The 21,149-nt window shown below is 57.7% G+C and carries 18 protein-coding genes; 7 read left to right on the forward strand and 11 right to left on the reverse strand.

The genetic code is table 11. The annotated features are described in order from the left end of the window. Positions 1-64: 64 nt before the first annotated feature. From MHN28_RS09675 to MHN28_RS09720, 10 genes are all read right to left on the reverse strand, one after another. Positions 65-766, reverse strand: coding sequence for an ABC transporter ATP-binding protein (locus MHN28_RS09675; protein WP_239338433.1), 702 nt, complete (start codon positions 764-766; stop codon positions 65-67). Beyond that, positions 759-1,532: an ABC transporter ATP-binding protein gene (locus MHN28_RS09680; protein WP_239338435.1), complete on the reverse strand. Its 774-nt coding sequence runs from the start codon at positions 1,530-1,532 to the stop codon at positions 759-761. The genes MHN28_RS09675 and MHN28_RS09680 overlap by 8 nt, the downstream gene beginning before the upstream one ends. Continuing rightward, positions 1,529-3,373, reverse strand: coding sequence for an ABC transporter permease (locus MHN28_RS09685; protein ID WP_239338437.1), 1,845 nt, complete (start codon positions 3,371-3,373; stop codon positions 1,529-1,531). The genes MHN28_RS09680 and MHN28_RS09685 overlap by 4 nt, the downstream gene beginning before the upstream one ends. A gap of 67 nt (positions 3,374-3,440) precedes the next feature. Continuing rightward, positions 3,441-4,655, reverse strand: coding sequence for an ABC transporter substrate-binding protein (locus MHN28_RS09690; RefSeq protein ID WP_239338440.1), 1,215 nt, complete (start codon positions 4,653-4,655; stop codon positions 3,441-3,443). An 88-nt stretch (positions 4,656-4,743) separates the two neighbouring features. After that, positions 4,744-5,325, reverse strand: a complete 582-nt coding sequence (locus tag MHN28_RS09695) for an amino acid synthesis family protein (protein WP_239338442.1) — start codon at positions 5,323-5,325, stop codon at positions 4,744-4,746. Further along, entirely contained in the window at positions 5,322-5,903 is a 582-nt protein-coding gene (locus MHN28_RS09700; RefSeq protein ID WP_239338444.1) for an amino acid synthesis family protein, read from the reverse strand. The genes MHN28_RS09695 and MHN28_RS09700 overlap by 4 nt, the downstream gene beginning before the upstream one ends. Then, positions 5,896-6,759, reverse strand: a complete 864-nt coding sequence (locus MHN28_RS09705; protein WP_239338446.1) for a UPF0280 family protein — start codon at positions 6,757-6,759, stop codon at positions 5,896-5,898. The genes MHN28_RS09700 and MHN28_RS09705 overlap by 8 nt, the downstream gene beginning before the upstream one ends. 6 nt (positions 6,760-6,765) lie before the next feature. Then, positions 6,766-8,259 (reverse strand): 6-hydroxynicotinate reductase, encoded by a 1,494-nt coding sequence (locus tag MHN28_RS09710; RefSeq protein WP_239338448.1) that lies wholly within the window; start codon positions 8,257-8,259, stop codon positions 6,766-6,768. Further along, positions 8,249-10,999: a molybdopterin cofactor-binding domain-containing protein gene (locus tag MHN28_RS09715; RefSeq protein ID WP_239338449.1), complete on the reverse strand. Its 2,751-nt coding sequence runs from the start codon at positions 10,997-10,999 to the stop codon at positions 8,249-8,251. Before MHN28_RS09715 ends, MHN28_RS09710 begins: the two co-directional genes overlap by 11 nt. Further along, the gene (locus MHN28_RS09720) at positions 10,992-11,825 is read right to left on the reverse strand and encodes a xanthine dehydrogenase family protein subunit M (RefSeq protein WP_239338451.1); all 834 of its coding nucleotides are present in this window, start codon (positions 11,823-11,825) and stop codon (positions 10,992-10,994) included. The genes MHN28_RS09715 and MHN28_RS09720 overlap by 8 nt, the downstream gene beginning before the upstream one ends. A 378-nt stretch (positions 11,826-12,203) precedes the next feature. On the opposite strand from MHN28_RS09720, the gene MHN28_RS09725 reads away from it, so the two are divergent. The 5 genes from MHN28_RS09725 (at position 12,204) to MHN28_RS09745 (ending at position 17,235) form a co-directional block, all read left to right on the forward strand. Further along, a complete protein-coding gene (locus tag MHN28_RS09725; RefSeq protein WP_239338453.1) occupies positions 12,204-13,451 on the forward strand; it encodes a branched-chain amino acid ABC transporter substrate-binding protein in 1,248 nt (415 codons plus the stop codon). Positions 13,452-13,533: 82 nt separating this feature from the next. Continuing rightward, a complete protein-coding gene (locus MHN28_RS09730) occupies positions 13,534-14,490 on the forward strand; it encodes a branched-chain amino acid ABC transporter permease (RefSeq protein ID WP_239338455.1) in 957 nt (318 codons plus the stop codon). Continuing rightward, positions 14,487-15,773, forward strand: coding sequence for a branched-chain amino acid ABC transporter permease (locus MHN28_RS09735; protein WP_239338457.1), 1,287 nt, complete (start codon positions 14,487-14,489; stop codon positions 15,771-15,773). The genes MHN28_RS09730 and MHN28_RS09735 overlap by 4 nt, the downstream gene beginning before the upstream one ends. Further along, the gene (locus MHN28_RS09740; protein WP_239338460.1) at positions 15,770-16,534 is read left to right on the forward strand and encodes an ABC transporter ATP-binding protein; all 765 of its coding nucleotides are present in this window, start codon (positions 15,770-15,772) and stop codon (positions 16,532-16,534) included. The genes MHN28_RS09735 and MHN28_RS09740 overlap by 4 nt, the downstream gene beginning before the upstream one ends. Then, entirely contained in the window at positions 16,534-17,235 is a 702-nt protein-coding gene (locus MHN28_RS09745; protein ID WP_239338463.1) for an ABC transporter ATP-binding protein, read from the forward strand. Before MHN28_RS09740 ends, MHN28_RS09745 begins: the two co-directional genes overlap by 1 nt. Positions 17,236-17,341: 106 nt before the next feature. Here MHN28_RS09745 and MHN28_RS09750 read toward each other — a convergent pair whose 3' ends face one another. After that, positions 17,342-18,781 (reverse strand): coniferyl aldehyde dehydrogenase, encoded by a 1,440-nt coding sequence (locus MHN28_RS09750; protein WP_239338466.1) that lies wholly within the window; start codon positions 18,779-18,781, stop codon positions 17,342-17,344. A gap of 186 nt (positions 18,782-18,967) precedes the next feature. Here MHN28_RS09750 and MHN28_RS09755 point away from each other — a divergent pair, with 186 nt between their 5' ends. Beyond that, on the forward strand, positions 18,968-19,465 hold the full coding sequence (locus MHN28_RS09755) for a flavin reductase family protein (RefSeq protein WP_239338469.1): 498 nt from the start codon (positions 18,968-18,970) through the stop codon (positions 19,463-19,465). 110 nt (positions 19,466-19,575) lie between these two features. After that, positions 19,576-21,126 (forward strand): class I adenylate-forming enzyme family protein, encoded by a 1,551-nt coding sequence (locus MHN28_RS09760; RefSeq protein ID WP_239338471.1) that lies wholly within the window; start codon positions 19,576-19,578, stop codon positions 21,124-21,126. The last annotated feature ends 23 nt before the right edge of the window (positions 21,127-21,149 follow it).

Genomic DNA, 21,149 nt, shown 5'->3' on the forward strand with positions numbered 1-21,149 from the left:
CCCTGCTTGATTCAATCGTTTGTACTATAATAAACAAAGCCACAACCCCTACAAGATGAACGTGCTACACCGCAAGATAGGTGTTTGAAATTTCGGGATTTTCGTCGAGGTCTTTGAAACTGCCCTCGAACCGCATTTCTCCCTTTTCGATGATATAGGCGCGGTCCGATACAATCCGCGCAAAGTGCAGATTCTGTTCGCTGATCAGTACCGACAATCCTTCGCGTTTCAGTTCAGCAATCACGCGGGCCATCTGTTCGACGATGACAGGCGCGATCCCTTCCGAAGGCTCGTCCAGCAGAACAAGTTTGGGGTTTCCCATCAGCGTTCGGGCAATAGTCAGCATTTGCTGCTCGCCGCCGGACAGTTGTTTGCCGAGGTTTTTGCGGCGTTCCGCAAGGTTGGGAAACAGTTCGAACAGGTGCTCCTGCGTCCACTCGGGGGCATCGGGGCGAGGTGCCCTGCGACCGACTTCGAGGTTCTCTTCGATTGTCAGGTCCCCGAAAATCCGGCGGTCTTCTGGGACGTAGCCCACACCGGCTCGGCAGATGGCGTGGGGCGTTCCGCCCTGAATGTCGTAATTACCGTACCGAATGCTGCCTTCAACATGACGCACCAATCCCATGATGGATTTCATAGTGGTCGATTTGCCTGCACCATTCCGGCCCATCAGCGCGACCACTTCGTTTTCGCCTACGCTTAGCGAAACCCCATTTAGGATTTGTGCGCGGCCATACCAGGCCCCAAGGTTCGTAACATCAAGCATGGGCGCTCTCCGCTTCAAAGACGGTTCCGCCGCCCAGATAGACCTCTTGCACCAGCGGGTTGGTGCGAATTTCCGACCCGTTACCTTCAGCGATCAACTCGCCCCGGTTCAGGACCAGAATGCGGTGGGCGTGGGCAAAGACCACGTCCATGTCATGTTCGGTGAACACCACGCTGACGCCCCCTTTGGCCACGATCTCAGCGGTCAGGGCCATCAGAGCAAGGCGCTCCGACGGGGCCATGCCCGCCGTTGGTTCATCCATCAGCAAAAGGGCAGGTTCATGGGCGAGTGCAATCGCCAGTTCCAGCCGCTTGAGATCGCCATAGGCCAGTTCGGAACAGGCTCGCGCAGCCTGATCCTGCATTGATACCAGTTCCAACAGCGCCATTGCCTGATCCACGTATAGGCGCGTCGCGCGTGAGAACAGGTCGAACACCCTCCGGTGGTGCGAGATCAGCGCCATCTGCACGTTTTCGACGACGGTCATCGACAGAAAGGTCGCTGTTATCTGAAACGTCCGGCCCACGCCCATCCGCCAGATTTTGCGTGGAGGATGGCCGATCAGCGCCTGCCCGCGCAGGGATACCGAGCCGGTGTTCGGTTTCAGATAGCCATTCAGCATATTGAAACAGGTCGTCTTGCCTGCCCCGTTGGGGCCGATCAGGGCGAGAAATTCACCCTCTTTCAGGTCGAAACTGACGTCCTTGACCGCTTGTACGCCGCCAAAGGCTTTGGACAGATTGCGGACCTCGAGAACATTGGTCATGCCCGGCCTCCTTTCAGCCCGCGCAGCAGGCGTTGGACACCGCCCGCAATGCCGTCAGGTGCCAGTAGAACAACGACCAGAATGATGGCCCCGAAGATAAAGCGCCAGTAATCCAACCGCGTGACCCAATCTTCGATTAAGACAAATGCGCCTGCGCCCAGGATCGGTCCGGCCAAAGCGTGGATGCCGCCCAACAGCACCATGATCAGGCCATCGATGCTCAGTGAGATACCAAGGCTGTCGGGAAAGACACTGCCTTTTGAGAAGGCGAATACGACACCCGCCAGACCAGCGAAACCACCTGCCAGTACAAAGCCCATCCATTGGTGGAACCGGGTGTCGACCCCAATGGCCTCGGCCCGGGTCTGGCTGTCGCGGATGCCGCGTAGAGTGTAGCCGAACGGAGAGAACGCGGCGCGTCGCAAGGCCCAAATACCGCCAATGCACAGGACAAATGCGATGTAGAAAAAGACCTTGTCCGCGCTCGCCCATTTCGCGGGCCAGACGCCAAGAATACCATCATCTCCGCCTGTGAACTCTTGCCATTGGAAGGTGACACCCCACAGAATTTGAGCAGCAGCCAGTGTCAGCATGGCGAGGTAGACGCCTGACAGACGCACGCAGAACCAGCCAAAGAACAGGGCGGCGAAGACCGCACAGATCGGCCCGAAGATCATGGCCGGGATCATCCCCAGGCCGAGGAGCTTGACCGCCATTGCAGCCCCGTACGCCCCGACGCCGAAGTAAGCGGCATGCCCGAAACTGACCATGCCCCCAATTCCCATCATAAAATGCAAGGACACTGCAAACAGCGTTGCGACCATCACGTCCACCATCAGAACGGTGGTGAAATCGGCGGTGAAAAGCGGGCTGAGTGCCAGAACACCTAACGCCGCAACCAGAACCATCGCGGATTTCTGATCCATCAATGCCAGCGGTTGGTCTGGTTCTTCTGGTGCCCCCTTTTCGCTGCCCGGTTTGCCGAACAGGCCGTGAGGGCGGAAAATCAGGACGATGGCCATGATGACAAAGGGCAGCACGATCGAAATCTGTGGGAAGATGAGGATTGCAAAAGCGTTGAGGACTGAGATCAGAACTGCCGCCACAAACGCGCCGGACACGCTGCCCATACCTCCGATAACTACGACGACAAATGCCTCGCCTATGATCGACAGGTCCATCTGCAGAGACACAGCTTCACGCGGTATTTGCAGAGCTCCGCCCAGACCGGCCAGGAACGATCCCAACACAAAGGCGGCCGAAAACAGCCAGGCTTGGTTGACGCCAAGCGCTCCGACCATTTCTCGATCCTGTGTGGCCGCGCGCACCAGAACGCCCCACCGGGTTTTGTGAAACAGAAGCCATATAGCCAACAGGACAACCGGTCCGATCGCAATCAGCGCGAGGTCGTATTCAGGTATTGGTTCGCCCATGATCCGGACTGCACTATTCAAACCCGGCGCACGGGGGCCGAGCAGGTCTTCGGCGCCCCAGATTGCCAAAGTCGCATCCTGAAAGATCAGCACGACGCCGAAAGTGGCAACCAGTTGGAACAACTCGGGCGCGTGATAGATACGACGCAAGATGGTCAATTCGATCACAAGGCCGATCAGTCCGACAATCATGGCGGCCAAAAGGACGCTGACCCAGAAGCCAAGGATGCTGCCGCTCCAGAGCGTGACCAGTGTGTAGGCGAGGTAAGCGCCCACCATATAGAACGAACCATGCGCAAAGTTCACGATCCGCGTGACACCGAAGATGATCGAAAGCCCGGACGCGATCAGAAACAGCGAGGAAGCGTTCGCCAAACCGGTCAGTAGCTGTGCAAAATAGAACCCCATCGGGCCACCGTCCCTTGTTTGTGTTCTTATTGTGGGGCGGGGCAGCTATTGCCCCGCCAGAGCCGGCTTATTCTGCCGGACGCAGAGCTGCCGCTTCGTCTTCGCTGGGCAGGTAGTCCGCCCCATCTGCATAGGCCCAGTCGACCATTGACGGCTTTCCATCGACCATGCCGGTCTTGCCGACATATGCCCCCATTGTGGACTGGTGGTCTGCCGCGCGGAAGGTGAAGGGGCCGGTTGGGCTGTTCTCGACGGTCAAGCCCTCCATCGCGGCCAGCAGGGCGTCTGTATCCGTGGACCCGGCTTTTTCAAGCGCTGCGGCAATGGCCAGGATCGAGTTATAGCCGACGATCGAGCCCGTCTTGGGTGCTTCGCCGAACTTCTCGATATAGGCATCCGCAAACGCTTTGTGGTCGTCTGTCTCGATGTCAGTCGAGGGATAACCTGTGACGATCCAGCCGTCGGGCGCTTCGGCTCCCAAAGGGTCGAGATACTCGGGCTCGCCTGTAAGCAGCGATGCTACATCACGGCCTTCGAACAGGAACCGCAGGGACCCCTCGCGGACGAATTTCGCGAGGTCGCCGCCAAAGGTGACGTTGTAGATTGCATCCGGTTTTGCAGCCTCAAGCGCGCGAACGGTGGAACCTGCGTCGATCTTGAAAACCGGGGGCCACTGTTCTTCGACAAATTCCACATCGGGGCGCAGTTTGGTCAGTTCCGCCTTGAACGCTTTCACCGCATCCTGCCCGTAGGCATAGTTCGGCGCGACCGTAGCCCATTTTACGGCGTCCAACTTGGCGGCCTGTTCGGCCAGCATCGCGGCCTGCATATGAGTCGAGGGGCGCAGGCGATAGGTGTACTTGTTGCCCTTGGACCAGACGATGGCGTCGGACAGAGGTTCCGAGGCCAGGAACAGGACCTCTTTTTGCTTGGCAAAATCGGAAACAGCTAGACCAATGTTCGACAGGAAGGTGCCAAAGATCAGCACCGCGCCATCCTTGGATACCAATTCCTCAGCAATACGGATCGCAGTGGCTGGGTCCCCGGTATCGTCGCGGCTGATCACCTCAAGTTGCTTGCCGTCGATCCCGCCAGCGGCGTTGATCTGTTCGACGGCCAGTTGCCAGCCCTTCTTGTAGGGCTCGGTAAATGCGGGCAGGCGGGTGTAACTGTTCACCTCGCCCAGCACGATCGTTTCCTGAGCCAGGCTTGGCCCGGCCGTCAAGCCGGCCAGGGGCAACGCGGCAAGCGCGCCTAATACCGTGCGTCTGATCAGATTCATTTCAATATCCTCCCAATGATCATTTTTCACGGCCAGTTATCCCGGCTTCTTAATGTATTGTCAGCCCTTAACAGTGCCGTTGCTGCATTCAGCGCAACCCGTCTTTGCCTTCTGCCTCCTCGCTCGTCAGACCGCCCACACGCGGCAGTGGTCGGCCGCTGTCAGTGACCGCAACGGCCACCATGATCTCGTTGGCGCGGGGCGCGTCGTTCAACTGTACTTCAATGCCGTCGAAATGGCTGCGGACATAGGCTGCGTCCTTGTGGCCCAAAGGTACGTCCAGAACCTGTCCCGGGCTGCCCATCTTTTTCGATGAAGGCACCAGCGCGGCGCCCTTTTCGACCTCTTTACGTAGCGGTGCGCCAAGTTTGGGGTGCAGGATGGCGGCGGCGTGTTCCAGTTCGCCGTTTTCACCGACCATGGCCGATTTGCCATAGCTTTCAGCCTGTTCCGGCGTGATGTTAAGAGCTTCGACGCAACGCCGACCCAACAAGGCACCCAATTCTGCACCGGTCTCCATCAAGGGGCTCAGATCCTCGACATATTGCCCGGCAAAGGGGTTTTCGATCACGGCGACTGCCACGGCCTTACGCGTCGCGGGCGAGATTGAACGGCCAGCCTCGATATGGGTTTCCTCGACATTCACGGCGATCTTGCGAATTTTTGTCATCTTAGCCCGTCCTCTCCTTTGATATCCCAGGCCTCAAGCCCGCCCGAACGTGAATGCACGCGTGGACCAGTTGTCATGACCAATGCAAAAGCCAGTTCGCCCGCGCGGGGCGCATCGTTGCAGCCCACTTCCATGCTGTCGAAATGGCTGCGCACGTACGAAGCGTTGATATGCGTGATCGGAACGTCCAGCCGCGCCCCGACACCGCCCACTTTCTTGGACGATGGCACGATGGCATTTGCCGTTCCCAGCAACTGCCGCATCGCATAGCCGCCGGGGGCGTGCCAAAGTGCTCCGTGTTCCAGCTCTCCGCCTTCACCGACCAATGAGCCCTTGCCGTAACCCTCGACGTTTTCTGACCCGCCCAGCATGTCGATCAGGGTCTGTGCCAATTCCAGCCCAAGCGGTTTGAGGTCTTCCATGAAGCCCTGAATTTCGGGTTCGTACCGGCCTGCAAACGGATTTGCGATCACGGCAAGCGCTGCCACCCGCACCAGAGGCGTGTCGGACAGAGGTCCACCCTCATGGTAAATTTCTTCAAGCGAAAACAGCTTCTTTCGCAGTTGAACGTCAGGCATATTCGGGAACCTTTTGAGTGGAGGTTGTCACCAACCGGGATGCTCCGGTTTGGCAGGATTGTTGGCCAAGCGACAAGTGGGCGGCGGTGATCAATCCCCGTGCTTGCATGTCTTTGGCAGTGTTCAGGCCCCGCAACAGGGCATTTTGGGTGTCTTTCGGCGAGAGTTGGTTAACAGAAACTGGAACGAGCATTTCGCCCAAATCGCTGTCGTCGCGCAGTTGATTGGCCGGAAGGCGTCGGATGGCCGGATGTCCTGGCAGGTCAACGGCATTGGCTATCAGCGTCGCCGCCACATCCGCCATCGCTGCATTTTGTGCAAGAACTGTAACGCTGTCGGCTATACCAAGGCTCAGGCTGCGTCCGCCGCGACCAGACGTGGCGATGCCGCCGATGCCGTCCGCTGCACTGACGGCGATGCGTCCCAGATCGCGCCCGTCGAGCCCACTCATGGCTATGCGGAAAGTCTGATTGGGTCCCAGATACAGGGCGATATCGCCGCCGTTGTTGACTGAGGCGCGATCCAAAGGTGCGGCTCGTAACATGGCGGTCAGAATTTCGTCGGCGACGGCTCCGGCAACGGCCGCCATAGGGGTGACGAACACGTCTATGTGGGGACGTGCAGCCGCATCCATACGCCGGGCTACCAATCCGCGAGGTCGCGGGCTGTTTGGTATCATGGCGGATTTCAGCAGCGCAAGTTCATCCACCAAGTCCTGCAGGATGGTTTGGAACCGTGTTTGCGCAGCTTTAAATGCAATGTCCCGCGCGCCCTCTGCCTCGACGATCAGGTCGATCGGGCCGTGTTGCAGGTGTAATCTGCGACCACAAGGTAATATGGCGGAGACGGGCTGCATCTGCGGTTAAGCTCCTTTCGCCCAACGGTAATTGGTCGATGACATCGGATCGGGTTGGTTTTCGAACTGGTCCACCTTGCGGGTTTCATCTGAAACGACTTCCGATACCGGCTTAATTTCATTCATGTGACCGCCCAACGTGCTATAGTCACTGACGCGCATTGTGAACTCGATAGGGGCAACCAGCGCCGGGGTGGGAACGTACCCGAACGACCCGGTGGGCATGTCCATGACATCAACCATTACAGTGATGCCCCCGCCCGGCCAAACATAGGCCTCAGCCCCGCCGCAAGACACAAAGGTCAGCGAGTCCTTTACCGATTTTGTCAGCCGCACCGGGTTTTCTGTGACACCGGCCCGCAGGCTGCCACCCGCGCCACCCATGAAGAGGACCGAGCAGACCGACGGTTCGCAATTCTCGGCGATCAGTTCAGCCGAAGCTTTTAGCGCTTGTGGAATCTCCGCCGGTTGCGGTTTTAGCTCGGCATTGAGTTCGAAATACCCGTATTGCTCACCAGTGGTGGACACCATCAGAAGGCTCATGCCTTCACGGGCGAATTTCGGGTTGAAATCGCCCAGGATTTTCAGCGGATCTTCGATGTCGGTGCCGCCCCAACCGGTGCCGGGTTCGGCCACCTGAAAATAACGACCTGGTGTGGATCGCCGCCCATTTATTTTGATCCCTGTAGGTTCGACATCCAGCATTTTGCCAGCTTGGTGCTCGGACAATACGCCGGTGATGTGATCGTCAACGACCACAACGTCGTCCACGTGATCGACCCATTGTTTGGCGAACATACCGATCGTGGCCGAGCCGCAGCCCACGCGCATCAGCTTTTCCTCGACCCCGTTGATGATAGGGGCTTTGCCCGCTTGCACGACGACAGTTGTCTCATGTCCTTCATCGCCGATCACCATCTCGACGGCCTCGCGATTGCACAGGCGAAGCAAGGCGTCACAGGTGACACGGCCTTCTTTCTTGGTTCCGCCGGTCAGGTGTTCCACACCACCCAGAGACAGCATTTTTGAACCATACTCCGAAGTCATCACGTGCCCGACCGGCTCCCCATCCACGCGAACAACGTCGCGCTCATGGCCGATGTGGCGATCGGTGTCGATCTTCACTTTGACGCCGCAATATGAGAAAATCCCCTCGGTCACGACGGTGACCATATCAACGCCTTGCACGTCCTGACTGACGATAAACGGCGCGGGTTTGTAGTCGGGATAGGTGGTGCCTGCGCCAACGGCGGTCACAAAGGGCCGCTTGCCCTGCACGATGTCGCCGTCCCAGTCTTCAGGGTCTTTGCCATCCTTCAGGAACGGAACAAGACGCGTGTCTTCCGCGCTTTCGATGATAGTAAGCGCATCCAACCGGACCAGATCACCGCCGTGGTTGGCATATCGGTCGCAAGCCCCGGCCTTGCCGTCTGCGATGTAACACATCACCGGGCAGGCGTCGCAGCGGATTTTCTCCGGTGTCGTGCGCTCAGTTGCCATCTTTAAGTTCCTTGATTGCTGCGCGCAGTTTCGCGGGTGTGGCCGGACCCCGGGTCAGCCGGACGCCGCAGGCGCGTTTGATTGCGTTGAAAAGGGCCGGTGCGGTCGGAATCAGTACGTGCTCACCCAAACCCTTGGCGCCATAGGGACCGTGGGCATCCTCTTCTTCGATGATGAGGGTTTCGATAGGAGGAATGTCACCAATGGTTGGTATCAGGTAATCGTGCAGGTTCTCGGTGCGCCCCGGTAGGTACTCCTCCATCAGCGCCATACCAAGGCCTTGCGCGATACCGCCCTGTACCTGACCCTCGACCAGCATCGGGTTGATCGCCTTACCGACATCATGCGCCGCCACGAATTTGATTGGCTTCACCGTCCCAAGCTTCGTGTCTACTTCAACCACCGCCAGATGCGCAGCATAGCCGAACTGAGCGTACGGGATCCCCTGACCGTTTTCATCCAGCGGTTTTGTGGGCGGGTCATAGGTTTCTTCGGCGCGCAGGACATAACCCTCGGCGTCTGGTTCCAGCGCGGTCAGGTCGATGGAATGCTTCTGACCGTTGTCATCCACGTCGATTGTGCCGGCGGTCAGCGAAATCACCGCATCGGGCCCGGCATTGACGCGCGATAGGATCTGCGCGCGCAGCGCCTCACCGGATAGGCGCGCGGCACTGCCTGAGACATAGGTTTGGCGCGAAGCCGAAGTTTTGCCAGCGTCAGGTGTCACATCCGTGTCAGCGCCAATCAATTCGATCTGGGACACTGGAACGCCAAGCGCCGTGGCGAATATCTGCGTGATGACCGTGTTTGCGCCTTGGCCGATGTCCATTGCCCCTTGATGAAGGACCAAACTGCCATCCGACCGAACGCCGGATTTGATGGTCGAGGGGTTCGGCAACGAGGTGTTGCCGCATCCATACCAGCCTGCTGCCAATCCGACACCGCGCTTGAGCATATCGTTTTCTGCGTTGAAAGCCGTGGCCGTCGCATTTTCGTTCGCCCATGCGGGGCGCAGCGCTTCCAGGCAGGCGCGAATGCCAACACCCTGATCGAATACTTGCCCGCAGACTGTCGGGACGCCGTTGTCCAGCGCATTTTGGATGCGGAAATCGAGCGGATCGATGCCCAGCTTGTCCGCAAGCTCGTCAAACAGGCTTTCTTGAGCGATGGCCGACTGAGGAACCCCAAAGCCACGGAAAGCCCCGGACGGCGGGCAATGCGTATGGATGCCTTTGGCTTCGGCGCGGTAATCTGTGATTTTATATGGGCCCGAGGCATGAACTGGCACTCGGTTGGCTACGGTCGGACCCCAGCTGGCGTAGGCACCCGTATTGAACAGGCCATCGAATGTCATGCCGCTGACCCGCCCGTCTCTGGTCGCGCCGATCCTGACCCGCAGGTCAGATGGATGGCGTTTAGTCGTGGATTGCATCGACTCGGTACGGGAATACGTCAACCGCACCGGCTTACCGGTTCTGAGCGCTGCGAGCGCCAGATAGGGTTGTACGGAGATATCCAGTTTGGAGCCGAAACCGCCGCCGACGCCGGTTGGGACAATGCGGATCTGATCGCGGGGCATGCCCAGAATGATCTCAAGCGCGTCCAGATCCATTACGGGTGCTTGCGTGCAGGCATGTACCTCGACCCGGCCATTTACGATTTCCGCGAAACCGGCTTCGGGTTCGATGTATCCATGTTCGACAAACCCGGAACGATAATGGCCTTCGACAACGACATCTGCGTCGGTCAGAGCCTTTTCGGGGTCGCCGCATTTGACAAATCCTCCGCACATGACGTTTTCATCGCGATCCTGATGCAATTGTGCCGCCTCGGGTGTCATGGCTTCGAGAGATTCCAGTACGGCGGGCCGTTCTTCCCAGGTTACGGGGAAGCTTGAGGGGTCAAAGGTCGCAAGAACCTCGGGCAATCCTACAACTGCGGCCACTGCCTCACCCCGGAATCGGGCTTCAGATTCTGCAAACACGGGTTGGTCCGCGAAATCGGGGATAACGCCGAACACGTTGCGGCCGGGAATGTCGGCGGCCGTCAGAACCACTTCAATTCCAGGGGTGGACTTGGCCCATGCCTTCAGATCGCCAAAGGTGAACCCCGCCCGATGATGCGGTGAGCGGATTACAAAAATCTCCAACGTGCCCGCCGGAGCCACGTCATCGCCGAACAGTTCGGCACCGGTAACCTTTTGCAGTCCATCAACGCGCCGAATGGCGTCGCCCGCATGCCCGGTCGTCGTGTCAGGTTGACGAACTGTGCCAGCGGCAACGACAGCGTCGATGATCTTACGATAGCCGGTGCAGCGACACAGGACCCCGCCAAGGGCATCCTGTACCTGTTCGGAGTTCGGCTCAGGTGTCTCACGCAACAACGCAACGGCTGCGGTCATCATGCCGGGTGTGCAGATGCCACACTGCGCCGCCCCGTGGTTCTGAAAACTTTCGGCCAAACGGGCAGCGATCTGATCTTCTTCTGTCAGTCCGGCAACTGTCTCTACCACCCGTCCGGCGGCCTGTTGTGCGGGCACCAGACAGGCACAGACCGGATCACCGTCGATCAGCACCGTGCAGGCACCGCAATCGCCCGCATTACAGCCGATCTTGACGTCCCGCGCCGCCAACCGTTCGCGCAGCATTTCAGACAAGCGTTCGCCAACGCGCGGAGCCGCGCTGACGGGCTTTCCGTTGAGAGTGAATTCGGTTGTGACCTCGTCTGCGCGCTTATCCATGGCTTTTACCCGCCTCCCTGATTGCGCGGACGCATTGCTCAGCCACGGCATCCAGCCGGTATGCAGCGTCTCCGCGCACGTCATCGATCGGGCTGAGCGGCGCCAGATGATCTGGCGTGATCTCAACGGCCTCAGGGGTTTTCCCGATCAGGTCAGCTTCGAGGCTTTCCAGCCGTTGCGCCACTGCTGAGGCGGCTCCCACCGCGATCCGAGCGTAGTTGATCCGGCGGTTCTCATCGAGACCGATGACCGCAGACGTCATTGTAATCGATATGACAAGATACCGTCGCGCGCCGAGCTTCTCGAAATGCCCGACAGCCCCAGTGGGCGGATTGGGCAGGTAGACGGCTGTCACGATCTCGTCGTTGGTCCTTGCGGTCTGGCGGACACCGGTGATGAATTCTGACAGCGGGACCTCTCTAAAGCCGCGCGTCGACCCAAGTTCGACGCTGGCCTCCAACGTAAGCAGCGGGGGCACGCCGTCAGCGGCAGGAGAGGCATTGCACAGGTTTCCCGCAATTGTGCCGCTGTTTTGGATCTGCAGGCTTCCGACTTCCCGTGCCGCCATTTGCAGCCCTCGAAACGCAGCCGGCAGGTCAGCCCGCACGATGTCGGTCCAGCTTGTCGCGGCTCCGACTTTCCAGCGGTTGTCCGCAAAGGTGATGCCCGAAAGGCTTGCGATCCGCGTTACATCCAGAATGTCAGTGTGCAGCTCATGGCGCTGCCGAGACGGAAAGAAATCGGTGCCGCCAGCGACAACCGTCAGGTCATGTGTGGCCAGCAAATTAAACGCATCGTCGAGCGTGCAGGGTGAGAGATACCGCAAAGTGTCTGTCCTGATGAGATTTTTCTCGTTAGTGTACTAATGATATTACGCGATCAAAAAAAATGTCAACGATTTGTTTGTGTGGTTTTTGAGTAGTGGTTGTATTCGAAGCAGCCTGTGCCACGAAGGCCGTTAGACTTACACTTTCTCTTTGTTTTCAGTGACGAAGGAGGTCTTGGTGACTGCGGCCTCAAAGAAATGAATAAATTTTAAGCGCATTTCCGAAATTAATCCGAGGCAATCCAGTAGTTTCGAAATTCGACAGTAATTCGTTGACACACTAACAAACAGCCATGAAGATAGTGATCGATCACTCACCAATGTGTGGATCTTTCGACAGGCTGAAACCTACCGCCTGCTGTCAACAGGGAGGAAGAAATGAATAAGTTCAATTTGATGATGGTGACTGCACTTGCTGCCGGCCTAACCGCAGGGGCTGCGGCGGCGCAGGAAAAAGTGCGAATCGCGTTCATTGATCCGCTGTCCGGACCGTTTGCCACAACCGGAACGCAGGGCTTGGCGATCTATCGTCACAGCGTGAAAGAACTGGTCAATGAGCCCGGTGCGCTGCTGGACGGGCAGGCCGAGTTTGAGATGGTGCCCTTTGACAACAAGATCAGCGCAAAGGAATCGCTGATTCAGCTGCAAGTCGCCATGGATCAAGGGATCCGCATTATTGCGCAAGGCGCATCATCCGGTGTTGCCAATGCGTTGACCGAGGCCGTTGCTAAACACAATCGCCGCAACCCCGATGACCCGGTCATCTTCCTCAACCACTCGGCCGTTGATCCGGCGTTGACCAATGACAAGTGCCAGTTCTGGCATTTCCGCTTCGACGCCAATGCCGATATCAAGATGGACGCACTGACCGATGACATCGCGGCCAACCCGGACATAAATAAGGTCTATGTAATCGGCCAGGACTATTCATTCGGCAAGGCCGTCGCCGCGGCAGCGCAGCGTTTCCTCAAGGATAAGCGCCCGGATATCGAAATCGTAGGGAACGAGTTGCACCCGATCGGCAAGGTCAAGGATTTCACGCCTTACGCGCGCAAGATCGTCGGCTCTGGCGCGGATGCAGTCATTACCGGCAACTGGGGCGGCGACATGGTCGGTCTTGGCAAGGCCGTTATGGGCGCTGGCTTCGACAAGCCGATCTACACCTATTACGGCGCGACCTCGGGCATCACGGCAGCTTTCGGTGAAGAAGGCGACGGCATCGTCAAGCTGGTTGGCGCAGGGCAAGTGAACCCGCCCGCAACGCCCGAAGCGCAGGAGTTCGTCACGGCGTTCTACGAGAACTTCCCTGACCTGGACTTCGGTCAACCGCAAATGGCCAATGTCGCGCCGATGCTGGCCGCGGCGATCAACGAGGTCGGTAACGCCACCGATATCAAGGCCATCGCCTACGCCCTGGAGGGGATGGAGTATGACAGCATCGTCACCGGCAAGACCGTGATGCGTGAAAGCGACCATCAAGCGATCCAGACAGTAACCGTGCAGGGTCAGACACCTGACGACATCCTGTTCGAATATGACAAATCGGGTCGCGGCATGGCTGCCGAGACAATTGTGGAATTGGCGTCCAACGACTCCGCCACCACATGCGAGATGAAGCGCCCCTAACTCTCTAACCACTCTGGCGGGCCGTCTGTTGTTAGGGCGGGCCGTCACAGATCACCACTCTATCAATGCAGGGAGACAAGCAATGGCGCTGTTCCTCGTGAACGTGTTGGACGGGTTTGTGACCGGATTGTTGCTGTTCATGCTATGCAGCGGTCTGACACTGATCTTCTCCATGATGGGCGTTCTGAATTTTGCCCATGCCAGTTTTTATATGCTGGGTGCCTATTTCGCCTATCAGATCAGCCTCGTGACCGGGTTCTGGGCCGGTCTGCTGATCGCGCCACTCATAGTCGGGGTTATCGGGGCCGTGGTCGAGCGATATGGGTTAAGGCGCGTCCACAAATACGGACACGTGCCCGAACTGATCTTTACGTTTGGTCTCGCACTGCTGATCGAAGAAACTATTCAGTTCTTTTGGGGCAAAAGCCAGTTACCTTTTTCGGAGCCCGAGGCGCTTGATTTCGCTGCCTTCGCCATCGCTGGAAACGCTTTTCCTGCCTATAAGGTGTTCATGATTGCCGTAGCGATGGGGATCTTTCTGACGCTGCTGTACATCCTGACCAAGACACGTATCGGCATGACCATTCAGGCCGCGCTTAGCTATCCTGAAACAGTACAAAACCTAGGTCACAACGTGCCGTTGGTTTTCATGTGCGTCTTTGGTGTCGGCACCGCGATGGCCGGTTTGGCAGGCGTGATCGCCGGTCCGGTTCTGGGTGTTTTCCCCGGAATGGCCGTTCAACTTGGGTCAATCGTTTTCGTTACTATCGTGATCGGTGGCTTGGGTTCGCTTTGGGGCGCCTTGGTCGCATCCTTGATCATCGGGTGGATGCAAACCTTCGCTACCGCCTATGACATCACTGCCGAACAGGTGCTGACCGCCATCGGCTTTACCAAGCCCGAGTTGATCTGGGATCACCCGCTGCAGGACCTCTGGACTCTGACGCTGCCGCAACTGGGTCCAATGCTGCCGTATCTGCTGATGATCGTCGTGCTTGTCCTGCGTCCGCAGGGTCTGATGGGGAACCGTGAATCATGAGTATCGCAAGCAAGACACCCCTGACAGCGGGCACGGCGCGGTTGGTGTCGCTGTCGACAACGATACCGTGGGCCTTTGCCGCTTTGTTTCTGCTGTGCTTGCCGTTGGTTTTCCAAACCAGCTCGGCGCTGACGATTATGAATCAGATGGCAATCACCATCGTGTTTGCGCTCAGCTATAACATGCTACTGGGGCAGGGCGGCATGCTGTCGTTTGGCCACGCGGTATATATGGGGCTGGGTGGGTTCTTTGCCATGCATGTGATGAACATGGTCGAGGACGGACTGTGGCTCCCATTGCCATTTCTACCGATCGTTGGCGGTTTGTTCGGCCTGGTGTTTGCCTTCCTGATCGGCAGCTTCTCGACCCGCCGGGCGGGCACGGTTTTTGCCATGATCTCTTTGGGCGTAGGCGAGCTTATCGCCGCCTGTTCGGTGATCATCGTCGTGTTCTTTGGTGGCGAAGAGGGCATCTCGGGCGACCGCACAATGGGCCCGCCGGTGTTCGGGTATGAATTCCTTACGCAGCAAGAAGTTTACTACCTGACCATCTTCTGGCTGCTGGTGGCAACGTTGCTGATGTACCTGTTTTCTCGCACACCAATCGGGCGGATCGCCAACGCGGTGCGTGACAACGAAGAACGGGCAGAATTTCTGGGCTATTCCCAACGCAACGTTCGTTGGATTTCTTTCTGCGCTTCGGGTTTCTTTGCTGGCGTAGCCGGGTCGTTGTTTGCGATCAATTTTGAGATCCTGACAGAAGAGAACCTGAACCTTGCGACCTCGGGATCGATCCTGTTGATTACGTTCATCGGCGGGGCCGGTTTCTTTGTCGGGCCGATCATCGGGGCTGTTGTATTCACCCTGCTGCAAACCGTCCTTGGTCTGCATACCGAGCTTTGGGCGCTGTATCTGGGCATCCTGTTTGTCGCTTGTGTGATGTTCTTCCCATCGGGGTTCGCCGGGCTGATCGCTATGCACCGCCGCCCGTTTTCGTTGGGTAAGTTGCATCTGCTGGTCAAGCCGTATCTCAAGGTGGCAATCCCGTCGATCACCAGCGTTCTGTCGCTGGCGGCCATTCTGGAAATCCTGTTTCACAAGCGCCACGGTTACGGCGGTGATCACGAAATGGAGCTTTACGGCATCGCCTTTGACAGCAGCGGCTATCACGCCATCGGCATGGCCGTAGTCATCGCCGCGGTATCCCTTTTCCTCGTGTCCCGTGTGCTGCCGGAAATCCGCGCAGCTTGGGACAATGCCAATCATGCGGAGGGGCAGGTATGAGCGCACCCGCCATTGAGCTGAGAAATCTTGAGAAGAGCTTTGGTCTGGCCAAGATCATCCAGGGCGTGAACCTGCAGATCGCCAAGGGGGAACGGCACGCCGTCATTGGCCCGAACGGGGCCGGGAAATCGACCCTGTTCAATCTGATCACCGGTCGCTTCGCGCCGACTTCGGGCGGGGTCTTCCTGCATGGTGAGGAAGTGACCGGTATGAAGCCCTTCGAGATCAATCGCAGAGGGCTCAGCCGATCTTTCCAGATCACTAACATTTTCCCCAACATGACCGTGTTCGAGAACATCCGATGCGGGCTGTTGTGGACGATGGGGTATCGGTATTCCTTCTGGCACATGATTGGGCGGCAGCAGGATGTGACGGAAAAGGCGGACGAAATCCTGGCCCAGATCAATCTGACCCAACGCCGGAACGAACTGGCGGGAACTCTGGCCTATGCCGAACAGCGCGCGCTTGAGATCGGGATCACGATTGCCGGCGGCGCTGACATTATTCTGTTGGACGAACCCTGCGCGGGGATGAGCCATTCGGAAACCGATCTGATTGTCGATCTGATCCGCAAGGTGACCGAAGACAAAACTCTGTTGATTGTAGAGCATGACATGGGCGTGATTTTCGATCTGGCCGACAAGATCTCGGTTCTGGTTTACGGCGAGGTAATCGAATCCAACACGCCGGACGTGGTGCGATCCTCGGCAAAGGTCAAAGAAGCCTATCTGGGCGCAAGTTTGGAAGAGGAGGCCGTGTGATGCTTCAGGTAAACGACTTGCATGCCTATTACGGCAAAAGCCACATTCTGCAGGGTGTGAATCTTGAGGTGGGTGAGGGCGAGATTGTCTCGCTTCTGGGTCGCAACGGGGTGGGGCGTTCCACCACCTGCAAGGCGATCATGGGCGAGGTCGCGCCGCACGGATCGATCCAGTTTCGCGGGAAAGAAATCGCGGGTCGCAAAAGTTTCGAGATCGCCAAGGCCGGGATCGGCTATGTGCCCGAGAACCGGGATATCTTTCCCGGCCTGACTACGCGGCAGAACCTGATGCTGGGCTTGAAACCAGGCCAAAAGGACGGCGATGGGCGTTGGTGCATGGAGGACATGTTCGAAATGTTCCCCAACCTGCGTAACCGTGCGGATGTGGATGCGTCGGTCATGTCAGGTGGTGAGAAGCAGATGCTGACCATCTGTCGCGCCCTGATGGGTGATCCGGACTTTATCATGATCGATGAACCAACCGAAGGTCTGGCGCCCAAGATTGTCGAACAAGTCGGGGATTTGCTGCTGCAAATCGCCAAGCGCGGGGTTTCAATCCTATTGGTTGAGCAAAAGCTGACCATCGCACTTCGTGTGACCAACCGGGTCTATGTGATGGGGCACGGGCACATGGTTTACGAAGGAACCCCGCAGGCGCTGCGTGAAAATGACGATATCCGGAAGGAATGGCTGGAGGTCTGAGGCAACCGCCTCGCGTCGCTTCTGAAACACTGCCGCTGCCTTGTCGGTCATGAGCAGAACAAGGCGAAGGGAGCTCCTGTATTGGAGCTCCCTTTTTTGGTTCCGATTATTTCTTAAGGAACGGAGCCATCGTCTTGAAGAATTTCTCGCCATAGGGTGGGCGCACGGCTTTAAAGACGCCATCCATATTGATCTGTTTGTAAACGGCCTTTGCATGGCTGAACCGTTTGAACCCGTGGTGACCATGGTAAGCGCCCATGCCACTGTTTCCGACTCCACCAAACGGAAGGGTGTTCTGGGTTGAGTGCATGATGGTGTCGTTGATGCACGCGCCGCCGGAAATCGTGTTCTCCATCACCTTGTTCTGCTCGCTTGCGTCTTTGGCAAAAACATAGGCCGCCAACGGACGTGGGCGCGCGTTGGCGAACGCTATGGCCTGATCCAGAGAGTCATAGGGCAGGATCGGCAGTATTGGCCCAAAAATCTCATCCTGCATGACATCCAGGCCAGGGTCGGCGTCGATGATCAGAGTCGGTGGCAGGATTTTCTCGTTGGTGGCCGAGAAATCCTCGTTCGCAGGGTTTACCTGCACGATGCGCGCCCCGGCCGAGCGCGCCTGTTCGACAAGCTTCTTGAGGCGGTCGAATTGGCGATCGGTCACGATATGGGTAACATCTGGGTTGCCGGACAGGGTCGGGTAGGCCTCGGCGATCTTTGCGGCCAGCGCGGTTGCGAAGTCTTCCATCTTTGCGCGTGGGACCAAAACATAGTCTGGCGCAAGGCAGACTTGGCCCGCATTGAAAATCTTGCCAGCCGCGATGCGGGCAACTGTCAGATCCATGTCCGCGCTTGGCGCGATGATGGCAGGGTTCTTGCCGCCCAACTCCAGTGTCGTTGGCACCATATGTTCGGCCGCTGCACGCAAGACATGAGGTCCGATTGTGCTGGCTCCGGTGAAAAGCAAATGATCGAAAGGTAGGACGGTAAACGCCTGTGCAACGTCGACGCCACCGGTTACAACCACTGCCTCATGCGGGGCAAAGTTCATTTCTATCAATGACTTCAACAGGTCGGACGTGCGGGGCGTGAATTCCGAGGGCTTCAGCATGACCGAGTTGCCCGCGGCAAAGGCTTCGGCCATGGGGCCAATGGCCAGGTAAATTGGAAAGTTCCAGGGGCTGACAATGCCGATTACGCCCAGCGGCTGGTATTGGATGCTGCCGCGTGCGCCCAGTAACCCAAGGGGAAATTCAATCTTGGCCTTCTCGGGGCGCATCCAGCGATCGAGATTGTCCCGCGCAAATTTCAGCTGTTTTACCGTTCCAACTATATCTGCCGTGATCGTCTCATGTTTCGACCGATTGCCAAAATCGGCCGAAATCGCATCCACCATGGAATCGCGATTATCCAAAACCAAATCGATCAGCCGCGTAATGCGTTCTTTGCGTTCAGTCGCATTTGGTGCGCCATGTTCTGCCCGGTGGGACTTTTGCGTTTCCAGAAGAGTTGAAAGGCCCTCGACTGTGTTGGGGCTATGTTGGTTCACTGTGCGTCTCCTGCGGTTGTCCTGCGGTGTGCAACCGCCTTCCTGTTGATCTGTGTGCCTTGTTCGATCCCTTGATCGCAAGGGCAGGGCTTTTGGTTCTTTGTTGCCGGGCCGCCAAGTCCACGTTGACATCTGCTCGGCAATGTGGAAGGTAAGTGATCGTTCACTAATAGGCAAGAGCGCAGTATGACCCTGACCACCGAAGACAGGTTCAAGACCGGCATGCAGTTACTTGCGGCCTCAACCACAATCATCACGTCCAATTTCGAAGGCGCGCGCGCCGGCATGGCGGCAACGGCCGTGTGCTCGCTGACCGCAGATCCACCAGCGTTGCTGGTCTGTATCAACCGAACCGCCCGGACTTATGGCGTTGTCATGGATAGCCGGAAGTTCGCCGTGAACCTTATACCCGATGACATGACCGCCGTTGTCGGTGCCTTTTCTTCGAAAATGGACAAGGAACAACAGTTTCAGGCGGCGGGAACCTGGATCGAAGGCGACTTGGGCCTGCCCGTGCTGCAAGAGGCCGTCGTGTCTTTTGAATGCGTAGTCGACAACTGGGCCAACACAAAGACACATGCAGTGTTCTTTGGCATGGTGAAAGAGGTTCACCTGAACCCCGAAAAATCGGCGCTGATATACGGGCGCAAAGGATTCCACAAACTCACACCGCTTGAGAGCTGACACTGGTTTTGCGGCGACACATTCGCCGGATACAGACAGATTTCACGACCGAATAACATTTGGGCGACAGTTCACAGACGTGGTGTAATGATGCCCGGGAGGAGACTGATATGGCGACGCTTGGCCAGCTGATTGACCGAAACGCAGACCGTTTTGGGGATCGGGACGCATATGTAGAACTGGATCGCCGTCGCAGCTGGCGTGACCTAGGCAAGCGCACGGATGCGCTGGCGCATGCGCTGCGGGCTTTGGATGTGCGCAAGGGAGATCGGGTCGGGGTCATCCTATCCGATTGCATCGAAGTGGCTGAAACAATTGGTGCCTGCGCCAAGGCGGGCGCTATCCGTGTGGGTTTGAACTATCGCCTTGCCCCGCGAGAGATCGGAGCGCTGATCGACGATGCGGGCTTGGATGTGTTGTTCGTTCAGGACACGAAGATCGCGATAGCTCGGGACGCGTTGAAGTTCAGCGAACGCCAGCCTGTGCTTGTGGGTGTCGGTTCGCAGCATGAAATGGAGCGGGACTATGAATCACTGATCGCAGCGGCCGCTGATCGTGGGCGATTCCCTCATACACCGCATGAACAACTGATGATCTGCTATACGACCGGTTCAACCGGGTTGCCAAAAGGCGCGATCTATCCCCATGCGTTGATGATCGAGTCAATGGGCGTAATCGCCCTTGCCGAAGGCGCGGGGCCGGACGATGTCTGGTTGCATGCGATGCCAGCCTCGGGTGTTCCAATCATTCATCTTCTGCGCAACATGTTCCACGGCACCAAATGCGCCATTATCGGCGAGTGGAATGCCGAAACGGCCCTGAAGCTGATCGACCGGGAACAGGCCACGATCTGCGTTCTGGTGCCGACCATGCTGAACGATCTTTTGTCGTCGGGTCTGATCACGCACTACAATTGCTCTTCGATCCGGCAGCTTGGCTATGGCTCTGCCCCGATTCCGCCAGCAACGGTGCGCGAGGCGCTCAAGGCGTTTGGGTGCAAGTTCCTGCAGATGTTCGGCACGACCGAACTGATGGGGATGGGTATGATGCTGACGGCAACTGACCATGAGCGCGCATTGAAAGACGGGCACAACTGTCTGGAAAGCGCAGGGCGGCCCCTGTATTACGTGGACGTCCGCGTTGTGGATGAGCAGGACAATGACCTGCCCAGCGGAGAGGCGGGAGAACTGCTGATCCACTCACCATACGTGATACCCGGTTATTGGAATCAAGCGGTGGAGTACTCGGAAACCGTACGCGATGGCTGGTTGCACACCGGAGATATCGCGGTGATCGATGCCGAGGGCTATGTTCACCTCAAGGATCGGGCCAAATTCCGTATCAAGTCTGGCGGGTACAATGTTTTCCCCGTTGAGGTCGAAAACTGCCTTGCCGAGCATGACGCGGTCGACGAGGTGAGCGTGTTTGGTTTGCCCGATCCGAAATGGGGTGATCGGATACACGCCGTTGTAACCCTGAATTCCGATACGCCTGTCAGCGGAGCAGAATTACGCGAATACTGCCGTGGCAAGATCGCCAACTTCAAGATACCGAAGGAAATTGAAATCTGGGAAGCGTTGCCCAAGGGGCCGACCGGAAAAATCCAAAAACGTGAGATCATCGACATCTGTAGCCGCAGCAGCCAGAGTGGCGCGGCCTGAGAAAACTCCCTGGCCGCGTGCGT

It is taken from the genome of Ruegeria sp. Ofav3-42, from assembly GCF_022347725.1.
Lineage (GTDB): Bacteria > Pseudomonadota > Alphaproteobacteria > Rhodobacterales > Rhodobacteraceae > Ruegeria.

What these genes read in the sequence shown, in the direction of transcription:
- MHN28_RS09675 (WP_239338433.1), bottom strand. Translation starts at nt 766, where the DNA reads ATGCTTGATGTTACGAACCTTGGGGCCTGGTATGGCCGCGCACAAATC.
- MHN28_RS09680 (WP_239338435.1), bottom strand. Translation starts at nt 1,532, where the DNA reads ATGACCAATGTTCTCGAGGTCCGCAATCTGTCCAAAGCCTTTGGCGGC.
- MHN28_RS09685 (WP_239338437.1), bottom strand. Translation starts at nt 3,373, where the DNA reads ATGGGGTTCTATTTTGCACAGCTACTGACCGGTTTGGCGAACGCTTCC.
- MHN28_RS09690 (WP_239338440.1), bottom strand. Translation starts at nt 4,655, where the DNA reads ATGAATCTGATCAGACGCACGGTATTAGGCGCGCTTGCCGCGTTGCCC.
- MHN28_RS09695 (WP_239338442.1), bottom strand. Translation starts at nt 5,325, where the DNA reads ATGACAAAAATTCGCAAGATCGCCGTGAATGTCGAGGAAACCCATATC.
- MHN28_RS09700 (WP_239338444.1), bottom strand. Translation starts at nt 5,903, where the DNA reads ATGCCTGACGTTCAACTGCGAAAGAAGCTGTTTTCGCTTGAAGAAATT.
- MHN28_RS09705 (WP_239338446.1), bottom strand. Translation starts at nt 6,759, where the DNA reads ATGCAGCCCGTCTCCGCCATATTACCTTGTGGTCGCAGATTACACCTG.
- MHN28_RS09710 (WP_239338448.1), bottom strand. Translation starts at nt 8,259, where the DNA reads ATGGCAACTGAGCGCACGACACCGGAGAAAATCCGCTGCGACGCCTGC.
- MHN28_RS09715 (WP_239338449.1), bottom strand. Translation starts at nt 10,999, where the DNA reads ATGGATAAGCGCGCAGACGAGGTCACAACCGAATTCACTCTCAACGGA.
- MHN28_RS09725 (WP_239338453.1), top strand. Translation starts at nt 12,204, where the DNA reads ATGAATAAGTTCAATTTGATGATGGTGACTGCACTTGCTGCCGGCCTA.
- MHN28_RS09730 (WP_239338455.1), top strand. Translation starts at nt 13,534, where the DNA reads ATGGCGCTGTTCCTCGTGAACGTGTTGGACGGGTTTGTGACCGGATTG.
- MHN28_RS09735 (WP_239338457.1), top strand. Translation starts at nt 14,487, where the DNA reads ATGAGTATCGCAAGCAAGACACCCCTGACAGCGGGCACGGCGCGGTTG.
- MHN28_RS09740 (WP_239338460.1), top strand. Translation starts at nt 15,770, where the DNA reads ATGAGCGCACCCGCCATTGAGCTGAGAAATCTTGAGAAGAGCTTTGGT.
- MHN28_RS09745 (WP_239338463.1), top strand. Translation starts at nt 16,534, where the DNA reads ATGCTTCAGGTAAACGACTTGCATGCCTATTACGGCAAAAGCCACATT.
- MHN28_RS09755 (WP_239338469.1), top strand. Translation starts at nt 18,968, where the DNA reads ATGACCCTGACCACCGAAGACAGGTTCAAGACCGGCATGCAGTTACTT.
- MHN28_RS09760 (WP_239338471.1), top strand. Translation starts at nt 19,576, where the DNA reads ATGGCGACGCTTGGCCAGCTGATTGACCGAAACGCAGACCGTTTTGGG.